This is a genomic window from Mycolicibacterium alvei (assembly GCF_010727325.1).
Classification (GTDB): Bacteria; Actinomycetota; Actinomycetes; order Mycobacteriales; family Mycobacteriaceae; genus Mycobacterium; species Mycobacterium alvei.
Genome location: NZ_AP022565.1, coordinates 1,614,257 through 1,631,246, shown reverse-complemented (window position 1 = coordinate 1,631,246; position 16,990 = coordinate 1,614,257). Strand labels below are relative to the sequence as shown.

Genomic DNA, 16,990 nt, shown 5'->3' with positions numbered 1-16,990 from the left:
CGATCAGTTCTCGTTGAGTTGTTTGATGAGCCGGCGCGCTGCGACCAGGCGGAACGAGGCGTCGACGAGTTCGCGGACTTCGGCCCAATCCACCTTCGCCGCAGTGAAATCCAGGCCGAGCCAGCCGAAGGGGCCCATGTAGGCCGGGAAGAAGAAGCGACTGTCCTGTTCGAGTGCCCGGCGGTCGCTCTCGTCGACCTTGATCAGCAGGGAATGCGGATACGGCACCATCTCGCCGCGGCTCTCGGGTTTGACGTTGCCGCCGTACATGGCGAACATCTTCGGCGCGCAGAACACCGGCCGGCCCCACGAGATCTTCTCGAAGGCCTCGGGAAATCCCAGCGCAACGGTACGGAGTTCGGCCAAGCCCAAGTCATCGTCGCTGAACATGATCGGGTGCGGCATGTCCCTAGATTAGTGGGGAGGGCCGGACCCGCCCTCGACTTACGGCGGCCGATCTGACTGTCGGTCCGTTCGACTAGCCTGCGGGGGTGACCTCGAACGACACTGCAGACGCTGACCTGCGACGACGTTGGCAGGAACTCGCAGAAGAGGTGCGGGGGCATCAGTTCCGGTACTACGTCAAAGACGCGCCGATCATCTCCGATGCCGATTTCGACGTACTGCTGCGGCAGTTGCAGGCGCTCGAGGAGGAGCATCCCGAGCTGCGGACCCCGGATTCTCCGACGCAACTCGTCGGCGGCGCCGGGTTCGCCACCGAATTCGCCCCGGCCGAGCACCTGGAACGAATGTTGTCCCTGGACAACGTGTTCGATTCCGAAGAGCTGTCGGCCTGGGCGGCCCGGATCAGCGGGGAGACGGGTGATTCCGCGCATTTTCTGTGCGAGCTGAAAATCGACGGCGTCGCACTGGCGCTCGTCTACCGCAACGGCCGGCTGGTGCGGGCCGCCACCCGAGGTGACGGGCGCAGCGGCGAGGACGTGACGCTCAACGCCCGCACCATCACCAACATCCCCGAACAGCTGACGGCCTCCGACGAGTTTCCGGTACCCGCCGTGCTGGAGGTGCGCGGTGAGGTGTTCTTCCGGGTCGCCGACTTCGAGGAGCTCAACGCCGGTTTGGTGGCCGAGGGCAAGCCGCCCTTCGCCAACCCACGCAACAGCGCGGCGGGCTCGCTGCGCCAGAAGAATCCAGCGGTCACCGCGCGCCGTCGGTTACGGATGATCTGCCACGGGCTCGGCCATTCCGAGGGGTTCAATCCACCGTCACTGCATGACGCGTATCGCGCGCTGGGCCAGTGGGGGCTGCCGGTGTCCGAGCACACGGCGAAGGTGTCCGGTGTGGCCGCGGTCGCCGAGCGGATCGCCTACTGGGGGGAGCACCGTCATGACGTCGACCACGAGATCGACGGCCTGGTCGTCAAGGTCGACGAGGTGGCGCTGCAGCGCCGGCTCGGCGCGACCTCACGCGCACCCCGCTGGGCCGTGGCCTACAAATACCCACCGGAGGAGGCCACCACGAAGCTGCTCGACATCCGGGTGAGCGTGGGACGCACCGGTCGGGTCACGCCGTTCGCGTACATGGAGCCGGTCAAGGTGGCGGGCTCGACGGTCGGCCTGGCCACCCTGCACAACGCGACCGAAGTGCAGCGCAAGGGGGTGCTGATCGGCGACACCGTGGTGATTCGCAAGGCCGGTGACGTCATTCCCGAGGTGCTCGGTCCGGTGGTCGACCTGCGCGACGGGTCCGAGCATGCGTTCGTCATGCCGACCAACTGCCCCGAGTGCGGCACCCCGTTGGCCCCGGCCAAGGAGGGCGACGCCGACATCCGCTGCCCGAATACCCGCAGTTGCCCGGCGCAGTTGCGGGAGAGGGTGTTTCACGTCGCGGGCCGCGGTGCATTCGACATCGAAGGCCTCGGCTACGAGGCGGCCGCCGCACTGCTGCAGGCCGGGGTGATCGCCGACGAGGGCGATCTGTTCACCCTGACCGCCGAGCAGTTGCTGCGCACCGAGCTGTTCACCACCAAGGCCGGGGAACTGTCGGCCAACGGCAAACGGCTGCTGGCAAATCTGGACAAGGCCAAGGCCCAGCCCCTGTGGCGGGTGCTGGTGGCGTTGTCGATCCGCCACGTGGGCCCGACCGCGGCCCGGGCACTGGCCACCGAGTTCGCCAGCCTGGACGCCATCGTCGCAGCCTCCGAGGAGCGGCTCGCGGCCGTGGAGGGCGTGGGCCCGACGATCGCCGCCGCGGTCATCGACTGGTTCACCGTCGATTGGCACCGCGCCATCGTGGACAAGTGGCGCGCTGCCGGGGTCCGGATGGCCGACGAGCGCGACGCCAGCATCGAGCGCACGCTGGAAGGCCTGTCGATCGTGGTGACCGGGTCGCTGCCCGGGTTCTCCCGCGACCAGGCCAAAGAGGCCATCATCAGCCGCGGCGGCAAGGCCGCGAGCTCGGTGTCGAAGAAGACCGCCTACGTGGTGGCCGGGGACGCGCCGGGATCCAAGTACGACAAAGCCGTGGAGCTCGGGGTGCCGATTCTCGACGAAGACGGGTTCCGGACGTTGCTCGCCGAAGGCCCGCAATCGGTGCCCGACGAGGCGACAACCGATGAGAGTTAGGCCGGTACCTCAGCGCAGGATGGTGGCGACGATGCCGGCCAGGTAACCCAGCCGGGCCACCTCCGAGGGCCGGAACCCCGGGCCGCCGGGACGGCCCAGCAGGACCGCGGTATCGGGGTCACCCAAGGGTGCGGCGGCCAGTGTGGTGTCCATGTCGCGCCACACCTGCGGCACCCAATCCTGGGTGCCGTCGAGCTCGGCGGCCTGCTGCAACGGCAACCACGGCGCCGACACCGCCTTGGTCTCGGGCGCGCCATGGCTCGCGGCGATGCGTTCCACACCCGACGCGGTGGACCGGACCACGGTGCACCAGCCGACCCGCAGAACCCGTGGGGCTTCTTCGGCGAGCACCTGCAGCCGGGCGGCCTTCGAATGCGCTGCGGCGACATGGTCGATCAGTTCGAGTTCACGATGTGCCTCCAGCAGCCCGATGTGCGGACGGATGCTGTCGACGTAGACGCCCGACAGGTTTTCGGCGGCCGTGATCAAAGTGTCCGGCATGGAGCCCAGTGGCAGGTCGACGACCAGATCGTCGATCGCGTAGCCGGCCCCGCGCTCGACGACGTCGAGCGACAGGATGTCGGCGCCGACCGAGCCCAGGGCCACGGCAAGTGAGCCGAGGCTGCCTGGTCGGTCCTCAAGCTGGACCCGCAGCAGATACGAAGGCACGTACATCACCTTTGCACAGGGCGTGCAGTCGAGCATGTCGGTGACCGGCCCGGAGTACCGCCGGGGCTGGACCGATCCCCGAGTCGCTGCGCTCCTGCCCGCCGAAACCCGGTTTGGTGGCTTGACTAGGCTGCTTTGTCGTGTCGAAGATCTCCCGAGACGAGGTTGCCCATCTGGCGCGTCTGGCGCGTCTGGCCCTGAGCGATGACGAGCTGGACAGCTTCGCCGGCCAGCTGGATGCCATCCTCGGCCACGTCAGCCAGATCCAGTCCGTCGACGTCACCGGTGTGGAGGCGACGGACAACCCGCTGAAGGACGTCAACGTCAGCCGGCCCGACGTGGTCGCGACGTGCCTGACGCAGGAGGAAGCGCTGGCTGCCGCGCCGCGCGCCGAAGACGGGCGCTTCGCCGTGCCGCGGATTCTCGGAGAGGGTGAATGACGAGCATGAGTGAGTTGATCCGTCGCGATGCGGCGACCCTGGGTGCCCAGATTGCGGCCAAGGAGGTGTCCTCGACCGAGGTGACCCAGGCCCATCTGGACCAGATCGCCGGGACCGACGAACGCTTCAACGCCTTCCTGCACGTGGCGGCGGATTCCGCGCTGGAGACCGCGGCGCGGATCGACGCCGCCGTGGCTGCCGGTGAGACGCTGCCCTCGCCGCTGGCCGGGGTGCCATTGGCGCTCAAGGACGTCTTCACCGCCACCGACATGCCGACCACCGCGGGATCCAAGATCCTCGAGGGTTGGCGTTCGCCGTACGACGCGACCGTCACGGCCAAGCTGCGTGCCGCTGGCATCCCGATCCTCGGCAAGACGAACATGGACGAATTCGCCATGGGATCGTCTACCGAGAATTCGGCCTACGGCCCGACGCGCAATCCGTGGAACACCGAGCGGGTGCCCGGCGGATCGGGCGGCGGTAGCGCTGCGGCCCTTGCCGCCTACCAGGCCCCGCTGGCCATCGGCACCGACACCGGCGGGTCGATCCGTCAGCCCGCCGCGCTCACGGCGACCGTCGGCGTCAAGCCCACCTACGGCACCGTCTCGCGCTACGGCCTGATCGCCTGTGCGTCCTCGCTGGACCAGGGCGGCCCGTGTGCCCGCACGGTGCTGGACACCGCGCTGCTGCATCAGGTGATCGCCGGCCACGACCCGCGCGACTCCACCTCCGTCGATGCCCCGGTGCCCGATGTGGTCGGTGCTGCCCGGGCCGGTGCGGCAGGCGATCTCAAGGGCGTGCGCGTGGGCGTCGTCAAGCAGCTGCGCGGTGAGGGATACCAGCCGGGCGTGCTGGAGTCGTTCAATGCCGCAGTCGCCCAGCTGACCGCGCTCGGCGCCGAGGTCTCCGAGGTGGACTGCCCGCATTTCGACCATGCGATGGATGCCTACTACCTGATCCTGCCCTCTGAGGTGTCGAGCAACCTGGCGCGATTCGACGCGATGCGCTTCGGGCTGCGGGTCGGCGACGACGGCACGCACAGCGCCGAGGAGGTCATGGCGCTGACCCGGGCCGCCGGATTCGGCCCGGAGGTCAAGCGCCGGATCATGATCGGCACCTACGCGTTGTCGGCGGGCTACTACGACGCCTACTACAACCAGGCGCAGAAGGTCAGGACGCTGATCGCCCGCGACCTGGAGCAGGCCTACCAGAACGTGGATGTGCTGGTGTCCCCGACGACTCCTACTACGGCCTTCGGCCTAGGGGAGAAGGTCGACGATCCGCTGGCCATGTACCTGTTCGATCTGTGCACGCTGCCGCTGAACCTCGCCGGACACTGTGGCATGTCGGTGCCGTCGGGTCTCTCGCCCGACGACGGCCTGCCCGTCGGCCTGCAGATCATGGCGCCGGCCCTGGCCGACGACCGGCTGTATCGCGTCGGCGCTGCCTACGAGGCTGCCCGCGGTCCGCTGCCCAGCGCGTTGTAGCCGGCACACCCTGATGCCCGGCGCGGTTGTGCCGGGCGGGGCAAGATGGTGCGCATGCGGATCGGAGTTCTCACCGGCGGCGGTGACTGTCCTGGCCTGAACGCGGTGATCCGGGCGGTGGTGCGTACCTGCGACCAGCGCTACAACTCGTCGGTGGTCGGATTTCTCGACGGCTGGCGCGGGCTGTTGGAGGATCGCCGTATCCAACTGGCCAACGATGATCGCAATGACCGGCTGCTGGCCAAGGGCGGCACCGTCCTGGGCACCGCCCGGGTCAACCCCGACAAACTGCGGGCCGGCCTGGATCAGATCAAGCAGACCCTCGAAGACAACGGGATCGACGTGTTGATCCCGATCGGCGGTGAAGGGACGTTGACCGCCGCGCACTGGTTGTCCGAGGAGAACGTGCCGGTGGTCGGGGTGCCCAAGACCATCGACAACGACATCGACTGCACGGACGTGACTTTCGGTCACGACACGGCTCTTCAGGTGGCGACCGAGGCCATCGACCGGTTGCACAGCACCGCCGAATCGCACCAGCGGGTCATGCTGGTCGAGGTGATGGGCCGGCATGCGGGCTGGATTGCGCTGAACGCCGGACTGGCCTCGGGTGCCCATATGACGCTGATTCCCGAGCAACCCTTCGACGTCGAGGAAGTGTGCCGACTGGTCAAGAAGCGGTTCCAGCACGGATCGTCACACTTCATCTGCGTGGTGGCCGAGGGGGCTAAGCCCGCCGAGGGCACGATGCAACTGCGTCAGGGCGGCATGGACGAGTTCGGGCACGAGAAGTTCACCGGTGTGGCACAGCAGTTGGCGCTCGAGGTGGAGAAGCGGATCAAAAAGGATGTGCGCGTCACGGTCCTCGGCCACGTCCAGCGCGGCGGTACCCCGACGGCGTACGACCGGGTGCTGGCCACCCGGTTCGGGGTCAACGCGGCCGATGCCGCGCACGCCGGGGAGTACGGGATGATGGTGTCGTTGCAGGGCCAGGACATCGGCCGGGTATCGCTGGCCGATGCGACCCGCCGGCTCAAACTGGTACCGCAGTCCCGTTACGACGACGCCGCCGAGTTCTTCGGCTAGTCCGTTTCCCTGCTCGCCGGGAGGGCGCGGTCGGGGCCCCATTAGGATCGACGGCATGTCTGTCGCTACCGCTGAACTCGTTGACTATGACGACGTCATCGCCGCCTATGAGCCCGTGATGGGCATGGAGGTACACGTCGAGCTGTCCACGGCCACCAAGATGTTCTGCGGCTGCGCCAACCGGTTCGGAGCCGAGCCCAACACGCTCGTCTGCCCGGTGTGTCTGGGGCTGCCCGGTTCGCTGCCGGTGCTCAACGCGGCGGCGGTCGAGTCGGCGATCCGCATCGGCCTGGCACTCAACTGCGACATCGCGCCGTGGGGCCGGTTCGCCCGGAAGAACTACTTCTACCCCGACCAGCCGAAGAACTACCAGATCTCGCAGTACGACGAACCGATCGCGGTCGACGGCTACCTCGACGTTCCGCTCGACGATGGCACCACCTTCCGCGTGGAGATCGAGCGTGCGCACATGGAGGAGGACACCGGCAAGCTGACCCACCTGGGCAGCGATACCGGTCGCATCGCGGGCGCCACGACCTCGCTCGCCGATTTCAACCGTGCGGGCGTTCCGCTCGTCGAGATCGTCACCAGGCCGATCGAGGGGACCGGGGCACGCGCACCGGAGATCGCCCGCGCGTATGTGACCGCACTGCGAGACCTGCTGCGCAGCTTGGGCGTATCGGATGTGCGGATGGACCAGGGATCGATGCGGTGTGACTCGAACCTGTCCCTCAAGCCGGTCGGGGCCACCGAGTTCGGCACCCGCACCGAGACCAAGAACGTGAACTCACTCAAGAGCGTCGAGGTGGCGGTCCGGTACGAAATGCGCCGTCAGGCAGCAGTTCTCAATTCCGGCGGCACGGTCACCCAGGAGACGCGCCATTTCCACGAGGACGGCTACACCTCACCCGGTCGCAGCAAGGAGACCGCGGAGGACTACCGGTACTTTCCCGAGCCCGACCTTGAGCCGGTTGCTCCCAGTGCCGAATTGGTCGAACGGCTGCGCGAGACCATCCCTGAGCTGCCATGGCTGGCACGCAAGCGGATTCAGCAGGATTGGGGCATCTCCGACGAGGTGATGCGTGATCTGGTCAACGCCGGCGCGGTGGAGTTGGTGGCCGCCACCGTCTCCCACGGCGCCTCCAGCGAGGCTGCCCGCGCCTGGTGGGGCAACTTCCTGGTGCAGAAGGCGAACGAGTCCGAGGTCGAACTCGAGGCATTGGCGATCACCCCGGCCCAGGTGGCCGCCGTGGTCACGCTCGTCGACGAGGGCAAGCTGTCCAACAAGCTGGCCCGCCAGGTCATCGAAGGAGTGCTGGCCGGCGAGGGCGAACCCGAGCAGGTGATGGCCGACCGTGGTCTGGCGCTCGAGCGCGACGACTCGGTGATCCAGGCTGCCATTGATAAAGCGCTCGAGGCTCAGCCCGATGTCGTGGACAAGATCCGCGGCGGCAAGATCCAGGCCGCCGGGGCGATCGTCGGCGCGGTGATGAAGGCCACCAAGGGCTCGGCCGACGCGGCACGGGTTCGCGAATTGGTGCTGGCCGCCTGCGGTCAGAGCGGGTAAGCGCCCCCGTCAGCTCGCCAGGCCCGGCGAACATCGTCATTGCCGCGGTGGCATATTGCTCGAGCCGGTCGCGCGGGTAGCTGGCCGGGTCGTGCACGGCCAGGCGGCCGAGCATCTCGGCGAACGACAGCAAGGTGTGGCCGAGAAGCTCGGGATCCAGGGCGGAAAGCCGAGGATCCACCGCTATGCCCGCTTTCGCCATGTGCTCGATCTGCGTGAGGATCTCGTTGCGGGCGCTGCGGACCGCGGCGTGAAAGTCGCGCGGAGCGCTGTCGGGCACCGTGAGAATGAGCCGCCAGCGCGCCGGGTTCTCCAGCACGCAGCGCAGGAAACCGGTGACGGTTGCGGTGTAGGCGTCTGCGGGTCCGGCTACCGAGAAATTTTTGGGCAGTGTGGTCAGGACCTGGCGTAGTCCCTCCTGACGCTCGCGGATGAGCAACGCGGTCACCAGCTCGGTGCGGGTCCGGAACGCCGTGTAGAGGACGGGTTTACCGACGCCGCCGGCCTCGGCGACGGCCTCCATCGTCAGCTCGTGCAGGGGGCAGTCGTGGAGAACGGTCAACGCTGCGTCCAGCAGTTGTTCGCGGCGTTCGTGACGCGGTAGTCGCGGTGCGTATCTCCGGCGCTGGCGGTCAGGCACCGGATGATGCTACGTCATCGCGGCGGCAACCTCAGGGCTTGCGGCAGCCAATGCATTCAAGTCCGAAGGGTCCGAGTCAACGGATCAATATTGAAATACGTTGTGCCTCAGGTGTTGTCGGCATTGGTGCGGGGGAATCCGCCGCCCTGCGGGAAGAGTGGGAAGACGACGTCGTCGAAGATTTCTGCATCTCCGGTAGTCCGGTTCACCGTCGCCCCCCACACGTTCCCGTCGGGGGAGAGCTGCAATGCCCACGCATGCCCGCGCACGTTCTCGCGGACCACTTCCGGGTCTCCGGTGACCGCGCCCGTATCGGGTGCCAGTCGCACGGCGACGGTCTTCTTGGAATTGACCAAGTTGACCAACACCGTGCCCTCCAGTGCGGCGCAACCCGCGACGCCGGGCCGGTCCGGCCAGGTCCACACCGTGGAGACCTTCGAGTCCTTGGTGATCCGCTGCAACCGGTCGGCGCTCGGAGTGCGGTCGGTGACATAGAGCGAACCGTCCGACGAATCTATGCACATGCTCCCGCCGGCACCCAGGCCGCTCAGTGCCGTGGTGACCGGGGCCTGGTTGATTGTGGTCGGCTGCTCGATGCGCAACACCTTTCCGGCCAGCGAGCCGGGGTCGGCGGCCAATGCCGGATCACCCGCATCGCCGGTCTGCACCAACAGCGTGGTCTTGCTGGTGAACGCCAGCGACCCGGTGTTACCGGTAGCGCCCTTGGGAATGCCGGTCAGGATCGGCTTCGGGACGTCGCCGTCGGCGATGCGGATCACCCGGTTGTCGGTCGGTGTGCTGACGTAGGCATACATCAGCCGGTCCTGGCCGTAGGTCGGCGACAACACGATGTCCATCAGGCCGCCGTCACCCGACGAATCCACCGGGATCATGACCTTGACCTTGGGTTCGGCCTTCACCGACACCTGCTTGACCGCGCCGGTGAGCCGTTCGGCGACCAGGGCGGACTGGCTGTCAGGCAGCATGATCAAGCCGCTGGTGCTGTCCAGGCAGCCCTGCATCACACCCGTCGCCTTGCATTCCTTGGGGAACGGTTTGGCCGGCAGCGGTGGCGGTGGTGGTGGCGTCGTGGTCGGCCCCGGTGCCATCTTGGGCTCAGTGGTGAAAGGCTCGGACTGGGCCGCGTCGAACCGGGCACAGCCCGACCCGACAAGCATCGCGGCGCACAGAACGGCGGCCACCCCTGTCATCCGCCGGCGCGATTTCATGCCCGCCAGGTTACGGATTGCCCGGCAGTGCGCGCCACGTCGGGACCGCGCGTCGATTCGTAGCAGGCCGGTGCCAGGGGGAAGCGCCGGGGTAAATACCCGGATCGGGACCTACTTGCACTTACCCTGGCAGCTGTGACCAGCCACCCACAGGACCCTCAAGCCTGGCAACGACCGGGTTACTCGGACGATTCCGTCAGGCCGACCGGGGCCAGCCTGGTCGATCCTGAAGACGACCTGCCGTCGGAAACGTACGGCGGCGACTTCGAGACCACCGCGATCCCCCGCTACGACGCGAAATCGGGCGACCAGTCGGCGTTCAGCCTGGTCTCCGACCCAGAGCCACTGCCGTACGTGCAGACCGGCGCACCCCCGCCGATGGGCCCCTTCTCGGCCGAACCGGCAGAGATCGAACGTGACGAGTTCAGCGATGACCGCGTCCGGGCGGCAGGCCGACGCGGTACCCAGGATCTGGGGTTGCTGATCCTGCGCGTGGCGCTCGGTGGACTGATGATCATCCACGGCCTGCAGAAGGCCTTCGGTTGGTGGGGCGGCCCGGGACTCGACGGATTCAACTCGTCGCTGACCGATATGGGCTTCAAGAACGCCGACATCCTGACCTACGCGGCCACCGGGGGGCAGATCGCCGCCGGTGTGCTGCTGGTCCTGGGGTTGTTCACCCCCGTTGCGGCGGCCGGTGCGCTGGCCTACCTGATCAACGGGGTGCTGGCCACGGCGATGGCGGCGCATGAGCAGGCTCGCCTGGCTGAAGTCATCACCGACGGCACCGAATACCGGTTGATCGTCGTCGCGGCCGCGGCCGCGATCATCCTCACCGGGCCGGGTCGCTACGGATTCGACGCCGGCCGCGGTTGGGCCCGGCGTCCCTTTGTCGGATCCTTCGTGGCCCTGCTGCTCGGCGTGGCCGGGGGCATCGCCATCTGGGTGCTGCTCAACGGCGGTAACCCCCTGGGTTGAGCCGGTGCAACGTCGTTTGAACCGTCAGGCGTACGGATTGGGTACGCGGCCGCCGCTCACCTCGGTGAGCAACGGCAGTGTTGCGAACGTCACGGCGGGCAGGCGCAGGTCGGTCCCGTCGGTCAGATCCGCAATCGCCCACGAGGACCGGTCGAATCGCAGTCCCTTGATATCGGCCCACGACACCGTGCGGCTGCCGGTCAGTGACCGCGCGGTGACGCTGTCGGCATCGGCGGTGGTGCGGTACCGGATGACGACCGTTGACAGCGCAATCGGGATCACCAGCAGTACCGAGAACCAGATCGGATTGCTCAGGACGAGTGTCAGCAGTCCGAGCGTCAGGAATCCGACTGCCAGGTGCGACATGGGTGATATCCGGATGACGACAGGGGCCGTTGCCGATCGAGCGCTCACGTGCTCATCCTTGCACCACCCCCGGGGGCATCCCGCCGGCCTCACCGGGCGTCGCGCCCCAGCTGAACCAATTTGACCTTTAACCTGTACGGCAGCTACCGTCAGGTGTTATGCAGACCCCCGGATCGCTCGTAGTAATTGGTTGGCGCGTTGATGCCGCGCTGGCCCCCTGCCGGGCATAGCACACCGCATCGACGCGCCACCCTCGTACAGCTACCGGCTGACGGGGGTTTTTTATTTGCCCACAAGCGCGCCGGAATGAATGAAAAATTGAAGTTCCTGAAGAGGAATGTGACGCAAACCGTGAAGAGGACATCGTGAGCGCACCGACAACGCGACCGCCAGGCCGGTCGGGAACCGCGCCTGCCAACGGCGCAGCCAACCCGAAATCAGATTCCGGACAGCCCAATCGGGTTGCACCGCAGCAGCTCACCGGCGCCCAGGCGGTCGTCCGGTCGCTGGAAGAGCTCGGCGTCGACGTCGTCTTCGGTATCCCCGGTGGCGCCGTGCTGCCGGTGTACGATCCACTGTTCGACTCGCAGAAGGTGCGTCACGTGCTGGTCCGCCATGAACAGGGCGCCGGCCACGCCGCCAGCGGCTATGCGCATGCCACCGGCAAGGTCGGCGTGATGATGGCGACCTCGGGCCCCGGCGCGACCAACCTGATCACCCCGCTGGCCGACGCCCAGATGGATTCCATCCCCGTGGTGGCCATCACCGGGCAGGTGGGTCGCGCACTGATCGGCACGGACGCCTTCCAGGAAGCCGACATCACCGGCATGACCATGCCGATCACCAAGCACAACTTCCTGGTGCGCAACGGTGACGACATCGCCCAGGTGATGGCCGAGGCCTTCTACATCGCCCGCTCGGGTCGTCCGGGCGCAGTGCTCGTCGACATCCCCAAGGACGTCCTGCAGGGCCAGTGCACCTTCTCGTGGCCGCCGCAGATGGATCTGCCCGGCTACAAGCCGAACACCAAACCGCACAGCCGTCAGGTGCGTGAGGCCGCCAAGCTGATCGCCGCGGCGCGTAAGCCGGTGCTCTACGTCGGCGGCGGTGTCATCCGCGGTGAGGCCAGCGCCGAACTGCTCGAATTGGCCGAGCTGACCGGTATCCCGGTCGTCACCACGCTGATGGCCCGTGGCGCGTTCCCCGACAGCCACCCGCAGAACCTGGGCATGCCGGGCATGCACGGCACCGTGGCCGCGGTGGGTGCGCTGCAGAAGAGCGATCTGCTGATCGCCCTCGGTACCCGGTTCGACGACCGGGTCACCGGGCAGCTGTCTTCGTTCGCGCCTGAGGCGAAGGTGATCCACGCCGACATCGATCCGGCGGAGATCGGGAAGAACCGGCATGCCGACGTGCCGATCGTCGGTGACGTCAAAGCGGTCATCACCGACCTCGTCGAGGTGCTGCGCCGCGACGGGACGACCAGTGCCGCTCTGAAAATGGACAGCTGGTGGGAGTACCTGTCCGGCCTCAAGTCGACCTACCCGCTGAGCTACGGTCCGCAGAGTGACGGCAGCCTGAGCCCCGAATACGTCATCGAGAAGCTGGGCCAGATCGCCGGACCCGAGGCGATCTACGTCGCCGGCGTGGGCCAGCACCAGATGTGGGCCGCGCAGTTCGTCAAGTACGAGAATCCGAAGACGTGGCTGAACTCCGGTGGTCTCGGCACCATGGGCTTCTCCGTTCCGGCGGCCATGGGCGCCAAGTTCGCTCGCCCCGAGGCCGAGGTGTGGGCCATCGACGGTGACGGCTGCTTCCAGATGACCAACCAGGAGCTGGCCACCTGTGCCATCGAGGGCGCACCGATCAAGGTGGCGTTGATCAACAACGGCAACCTGGGCATGGTGCGGCAGTGGCAGACGCTGTTCTACGAACAGCGCTACAGCCAGACCGACCTGGCCACGCATTCCCGCCGGATTCCGGACTTCGTCAAGCTGGCCGAGGCGCTGGGCTGCGTCGGGCTGCGCTGTGAGCGGCCTGAGGACGTCGAGGACGTCATCAACCAGGCCCGGGCGATCAACGACCGTCCGGTGGTCATCGACTTCGTCGTCGGCGCCGACGCACAGGTGTGGCCGATGGTCGCCGCCGGTACCAGCAACGACGAGATCATGGCGGCCCGCGACATCCGGCCGCTGTTCGACGAGAACGACGACGAGGGGCACGCCTGATGAGCAACACCACCCCCACCCACACCCTGTCGGTGCTGGTCGAGGACAAACCCGGTGTACTCGCCCGGGTGGCCACGCTGTTCTCCCGTCGCGGCTACAACATCCAGTCCCTGGCCGTGGGTGCCACCGAGCAGAAGCATCTGTCGCGGATGACGATCGTGGTCAGCGTCGAGGAATCGCCGTTGGAGCAGATCACCAAGCAGCTCAACAAGCTGGTCAATGTGATCAAGATCGTGGAGCAGGAGGACGACAACTCCGTCTCCCGCGAGCTCGCTCTGATCAAGGTGCGTGCCGATGCGACCAACCGCGGCCAGGTCATCGAAGCGGTGAACCTGTTCCGCGCCAAGGTCGTTGACGTTTCGACCGAGTCCTTGACGGTGGAGGCGACGGGCACCGCGGAGAAGCTGGAGGCCCTGCTGCGGGTCCTGGAGCCCTACGGTATCCGTGAGATCGCACAGTCCGGCATGGTGTCGGTCTCGCGCGGACCGCGTGGTATCAGCGCAGTGAAGTAAGCACGTCAAGTAGCGTTAGTCGGTTGTAGAGCTAGAAAGAGAAGGAAAAATTTCGCATGGCAGTTGAGATGTTTTACGACGCCGACGCGGACCTGTCGATCATCCAGGGTCGCAAGGTCGCCGTCATCGGTTACGGCAGCCAGGGACACGCGCACTCGCTGTCGCTGCGCGACTCGGGCGTGCAGGTCAAGGTCGGCCTGAAAGAGGGCTCGAAGTCCCGCGTCAAGGTCGAGGAGCAGGGCCTTGAGGTCGACACCCCGGCCGAGGTGGCCAAGTGGGCCGACGTGATCATGGTGCTGGCGCCCGACACCGCGCAGGCCGAGATCTTCAAGAACGACATCGAGCCCAACCTGGAGGAGGGCAACGCGCTGTTCTTCGGCCACGGCCTCAACATCCACTTCGGCTTGATCAAGGCCCCGGCCAACGTCACCGTCGGCATGGTCGCCCCCAAGGGCCCCGGCCACCTGGTGCGTCGCCAGTTCGTCGACGGTAAGGGTGTGCCCTGCCTGATCGCCGTCGACCAGGATCCCAAGGGCGAGGGCCAGGCCCTGGCGCTGTCCTACGCCGCCGCCATCGGCGGTGCCCGTGCCGGTGTCATCAAGACCACCTTCAAGGAAGAGACCGAGACCGATCTGTTCGGTGAGCAGGCCGTGCTCTGCGGTGGCACCGAAGAGCTGGTCAAGGCCGGCTTCGAGGTCATGGTCGAGGCGGGCTACGCCCCGGAGATGGCCTACTTCGAGGTGCTGCACGAGCTCAAGCTCATCGTCGACCTGATGTACGAGGGCGGCATCGCCCGGATGAACTACTCGGTGAGCGACACCGCGGAGTTCGGTGGCTACCTGTCGGGTCCGCGGGTCATCGACGCCGACACCAAGCAGCGCATGCGCGACATCCTGACCGACATCCAGGACGGCACCTTCGTCAAGCGCCTGGTTGCCAACGTCGAGGGCGGCAACAAGGAGCTCGAGGGGCTGCGCAAGGCCAACGCCGAGCACCCGATCGAGGTCACCGGCAAGCAGCTGCGCGACCTGATGAGCTGGGTCGACCGGCCGATCACCGAAACGGCCTGATTTTCACGTCGACTGGCCAGTTATTGCACGCGAGCTTCGAAAATGCGTGCAGTAACTGGCCTTTCGCCGTTTATGCGCCAGCCGCGTGGCCACGCTGACCACCCGCCGGGCCAGGTGATCCAGGGCGTCGTAGGTGGTGTTGTCGAACTCGCTGATGTTGTCGTGGTTGGCCAGCAGGCTGGCACCGTACGGGTTGCCGTCGACGAATTTCACCGGGTCGGTGTAGCCAGGCGGCACGATGATGCCGCCCCAGTGCATCAGCGTCACGTAGAGCGTCAGCAGCGTGGTCTCCTGCCCACCGTGCGCGGTGTTGGTCGAGGTGAACCCGGCATAGACCTTGTCGGCGAGCTTGCCCTGCGACCACAGGCCACCGAGCGAATCGAGAAATCCACGCAATTGCGATGCGACAGAACCGAACCGGGTGGGGGACCCGAAGATCACCGCGTCGGCCCACACGATGTCGTCACCGGTGGCGTTCGGTTGATCTTTGGTGGCTTCGTAATTTGCGGTCCAGGCTGGATTGTGGGCGAAGGACTCCGGATCGGCGGTCTCGGCGACCGGTCGCAGTCGCACCTCGGCGCCCGCGGCCTCGGCGGTGGCGGTGACGCGCTGGGCCATGTGTGTGCCGTGGCCGGTCGCGGAGTAGTAGATGACGGCTACCTTCGGCTGGGTCATGGCGCCAGCTTAGGCAGATCGGCGATGCCGAACTCGCGTTTCAGCACGGTGCGGGCCGCGTAGAACCCGGCCATCCCGTGCACTCCACCGCCCGGCGGAGTCGCCGACGAGCACAGGTAGGCCTTGGGGATCGGGGTGGTCCACGGGTTGAAGCGGGGTGTGGGTCCGAGCAGCGCGCTGGTCATGTTGTTGCCGCCCACCCCGATGTCGCCGCCGACCAGATTGGCGTTGTGCTCGTCCATCCGCGACGCGGGCACGCTGCGGACCCCGACCACCAGATCGCGGAAGCCCGGGGCGAACCGTTCGATGATGTCGGTCACGGTCGCGGCCATGTCGAGCGTCGAATTGTTGGGCACGTGCACATAGGTCCACATCGGGCGACGACCGGCGTCGTCGATGCGGGACGGGTCGGCGATGTGGGGGAGTGCGGCCAGCACCATGGGCCACTCGGCGTGACGGCCCGCGGCGATCTCGGACTCGGCCAGTGCCATCTGTGCTCGGCTACCGCCCAGATGCAGGGTCGGCGCCTGGGCCAGACGCGGGTCACGCCAAGGGATCTCGCCGCTCAGCACGAGATCGACCTTTGCCACCCCCGGCCCGTAGGTGTAGCGGCTCAACGCCCGGGCGTAGCGAGTAGGTAGGGCCTTACCGTAGATGGACAGCAGCGCGGTCGGTGCGGTGTCGTAGATGACCACGCCCGACGGTGGTTCGGTGACTTCGTGTCCGAGGACCAGTTCGCCGCCGTGCGCGGTGAGATCGGCGATCAGGGCATCGGGGATGGCCTGGGATCCGCCGATCGGGATCGGCCATCCCACCGCGTGTCCCAGGGTCGCCAGCATCAGACCTGCACCGCCGGAAACCAAGGATGGCATCGTCGAAATCGTGTGTGCGGCAACGCCACTGAACAGTGCACGGGCATCCTCACCCGCCAGCGACCGCCACAGTGGCGTGCCCTGTGCCAGGAGTCGGGGTGCGACGCGCGCAGCAGTACCCAAGGACGGCGGTAGTGACCGCTTGTCGCCGAGGATGAGACCGACCACGTCATCGCAATCGGCGGCCAGCGCGCCGAGCAACCGCCGCCAGGAATCTCCGGAGTCCAATTCGGCGCAGGTGCGCTCGATATCGCGGTAACCGATGGCCGCCGGACGGTGCTGCAACGGGCTGGCATAGGAGATCTCGGGAATCGCCAGTCGCACGCCGCGGGCTTGCAGGTCGTAGGCGGAGAAGAACGGCGACGCCAACGCCAGCGGGTGCACCGCAGAACAGATGTCGTGGCTGACCCCGGGGAATTCTGGGTCTTCCACGGTGCGCGCGCCACCGCCCGCGGTGGGCTGGGCTTCGATGACGCGTACCGACAATCCGGCCCGGGCACAGATGACCGCGGCGGACAGGCCGTTGGGGCCGCTGCCGACGATGGTGACGTCCACGCCCATCAGTACACCGCACGCGGTTCGGCTG

14 protein-coding genes and 2 pseudogenes are annotated in these 16,990 nt (G+C 67.1%); 9 read left to right on the top strand and 7 right to left on the bottom strand.

Annotated features, from left to right (window positions below; genetic code table 11):
* Window positions 1–3 precede the first annotated feature (3 nt).
* Entirely contained in the window at window positions 4–405 is a 402-nt protein-coding gene (locus tag G6N44_RS07820; protein WP_163662670.1) for an MmcQ/YjbR family DNA-binding protein, read from the bottom strand.
* Window positions 406–491: 86 nt separating this feature from the next.
* Between G6N44_RS07820 and ligA the strand changes: the two genes are divergently transcribed.
* Complete coding sequence (gene ligA / locus G6N44_RS07815) at window positions 492–2,585, top strand: NAD-dependent DNA ligase LigA (RefSeq protein WP_163662666.1); 2,094 nt, start codon at window positions 492–494, stop codon at window positions 2,583–2,585.
* Between the two features lie 9 nt (window positions 2,586–2,594).
* Here the strand turns inward: ligA and G6N44_RS07810 are convergent, their stop codons facing one another.
* Window positions 2,595–3,263, bottom strand: coding sequence for an ACT domain-containing protein (locus G6N44_RS07810; RefSeq protein WP_197907496.1), 669 nt, complete (start codon window positions 3,261–3,263; stop codon window positions 2,595–2,597).
* A 131-nt stretch (window positions 3,264–3,394) separates the two neighbouring features.
* Here G6N44_RS07810 and gatC point away from each other — a divergent pair, with 131 nt between their 5' ends.
* From gatC to gatB, 4 genes are read left to right on the top strand one after another with little or no spacing between them, the layout of a single operon-like run.
* Window positions 3,395–3,694 carry an Asp-tRNA(Asn)/Glu-tRNA(Gln) amidotransferase subunit GatC gene (gatC, locus tag G6N44_RS07805; protein ID WP_163662659.1) on the top strand — a complete coding sequence of 100 codons (300 nt, stop codon included), beginning with the start codon at window positions 3,395–3,397 and terminating at the stop codon, window positions 3,692–3,694.
* 5 nt (window positions 3,695–3,699) lie between these two features.
* A complete protein-coding gene (gene gatA, locus G6N44_RS07800) occupies window positions 3,700–5,181 on the top strand; it encodes an Asp-tRNA(Asn)/Glu-tRNA(Gln) amidotransferase subunit GatA (protein WP_163662656.1) in 1,482 nt (493 codons plus the stop codon).
* Window positions 5,182–5,235: 54 nt separating this feature from the next.
* A complete protein-coding gene (locus G6N44_RS07795) occupies window positions 5,236–6,267 on the top strand; it encodes an ATP-dependent 6-phosphofructokinase (protein WP_163662653.1) in 1,032 nt (343 codons plus the stop codon).
* A 55-nt stretch (window positions 6,268–6,322) separates the two neighbouring features.
* The gene (gene gatB / locus G6N44_RS07790; protein WP_163662651.1) at window positions 6,323–7,834 is read left to right on the top strand and encodes an Asp-tRNA(Asn)/Glu-tRNA(Gln) amidotransferase subunit GatB; all 1,512 of its coding nucleotides are present in this window, start codon (window positions 6,323–6,325) and stop codon (window positions 7,832–7,834) included.
* 22 nt (window positions 7,835–7,856) lie between these two features.
* Here gatB and G6N44_RS07785 read toward each other — a convergent pair.
* A pseudogene (locus G6N44_RS07785) lies at window positions 7,857–8,474 on the bottom strand (TetR/AcrR family transcriptional regulator); the annotation flags it as partial.
* A 107-nt stretch (window positions 8,475–8,581) separates the two neighbouring features.
* Complete coding sequence (locus G6N44_RS07780) at window positions 8,582–9,703, bottom strand: PQQ-dependent sugar dehydrogenase (protein WP_179964494.1); 1,122 nt, start codon at window positions 9,701–9,703, stop codon at window positions 8,582–8,584.
* A gap of 135 nt (window positions 9,704–9,838) precedes the next feature.
* Between G6N44_RS07780 and G6N44_RS07775 the strand changes: the two genes are divergently transcribed.
* Window positions 9,839–10,681, top strand: a complete 843-nt coding sequence (locus G6N44_RS07775; protein WP_163662648.1) for a DoxX family protein — start codon at window positions 9,839–9,841, stop codon at window positions 10,679–10,681.
* 24 nt (window positions 10,682–10,705) lie between these two features.
* Here G6N44_RS07775 and G6N44_RS07770 read toward each other — a convergent pair whose 3' ends face one another.
* The gene (locus G6N44_RS07770) at window positions 10,706–11,047 is read right to left on the bottom strand and encodes a PH domain-containing protein (RefSeq protein WP_179964493.1); all 342 of its coding nucleotides are present in this window, start codon (window positions 11,045–11,047) and stop codon (window positions 10,706–10,708) included.
* Between the two features lie 365 nt (window positions 11,048–11,412).
* Between G6N44_RS07770 and G6N44_RS07765 the strand changes: the two genes are divergently transcribed.
* From G6N44_RS07765 to ilvC, 3 genes are read left to right on the top strand one after another with little or no spacing between them, the layout of a single operon-like run.
* Window positions 11,413–13,275, top strand: a complete 1,863-nt coding sequence (locus G6N44_RS07765) for an acetolactate synthase large subunit (protein ID WP_163662642.1) — start codon at window positions 11,413–11,415, stop codon at window positions 13,273–13,275.
* Window positions 13,275–13,787, top strand: a complete 513-nt coding sequence (gene ilvN, locus G6N44_RS07760; protein WP_163662639.1) for an acetolactate synthase small subunit — start codon at window positions 13,275–13,277, stop codon at window positions 13,785–13,787. Before G6N44_RS07765 ends, ilvN begins: the two co-directional genes overlap by 1 nt.
* A 56-nt stretch (window positions 13,788–13,843) precedes the next feature.
* Window positions 13,844–14,857 (top strand): ketol-acid reductoisomerase, encoded by a 1,014-nt coding sequence (gene ilvC, locus G6N44_RS07755; RefSeq protein ID WP_163662636.1) that lies wholly within the window; start codon window positions 13,844–13,846, stop codon window positions 14,855–14,857.
* Window positions 14,858–14,932: 75 nt separating this feature from the next.
* On the opposite strand, the pseudogene wrbA reads toward ilvC, so the two are convergent.
* A pseudogene (wrbA, locus tag G6N44_RS07750) lies at window positions 14,933–15,532 on the bottom strand (NAD(P)H:quinone oxidoreductase); the annotation flags it as partial.
* Window positions 15,529–16,959, bottom strand: a complete 1,431-nt coding sequence (locus G6N44_RS07745; protein ID WP_179964554.1) for a phytoene desaturase family protein — start codon at window positions 16,957–16,959, stop codon at window positions 15,529–15,531. The pseudogene wrbA and the gene G6N44_RS07745, both read right to left, overlap by 4 nt.
* Window positions 16,960–16,990 lie beyond the last annotated feature (31 nt).

What these genes read in the sequence shown, in the direction of transcription:
- ilvC (WP_163662636.1), top strand. Translation starts at nt 13,844, where the DNA reads ATGGCAGTTGAGATGTTTTACGACGCCGACGCGGACCTGTCGATCATC.
- G6N44_RS07770 (WP_179964493.1), bottom strand. Translation starts at nt 11,047, where the DNA reads ATGTCGCACCTGGCAGTCGGATTCCTGACGCTCGGACTGCTGACACTC.
- G6N44_RS07780 (WP_179964494.1), bottom strand. Translation starts at nt 9,703, where the DNA reads ATGAAATCGCGCCGGCGGATGACAGGGGTGGCCGCCGTTCTGTGCGCC.
- gatA (WP_163662656.1), top strand. Translation starts at nt 3,700, where the DNA reads ATGAGTGAGTTGATCCGTCGCGATGCGGCGACCCTGGGTGCCCAGATT.
- ilvN (WP_163662639.1), top strand. Translation starts at nt 13,275, where the DNA reads ATGAGCAACACCACCCCCACCCACACCCTGTCGGTGCTGGTCGAGGAC.
- gatB (WP_163662651.1), top strand. Translation starts at nt 6,323, where the DNA reads ATGTCTGTCGCTACCGCTGAACTCGTTGACTATGACGACGTCATCGCC.
- G6N44_RS07820 (WP_163662670.1), bottom strand. Translation starts at nt 405, where the DNA reads ATGCCGCACCCGATCATGTTCAGCGACGATGACTTGGGCTTGGCCGAA.
- G6N44_RS07795 (WP_163662653.1), top strand. Translation starts at nt 5,236, where the DNA reads ATGCGGATCGGAGTTCTCACCGGCGGCGGTGACTGTCCTGGCCTGAAC.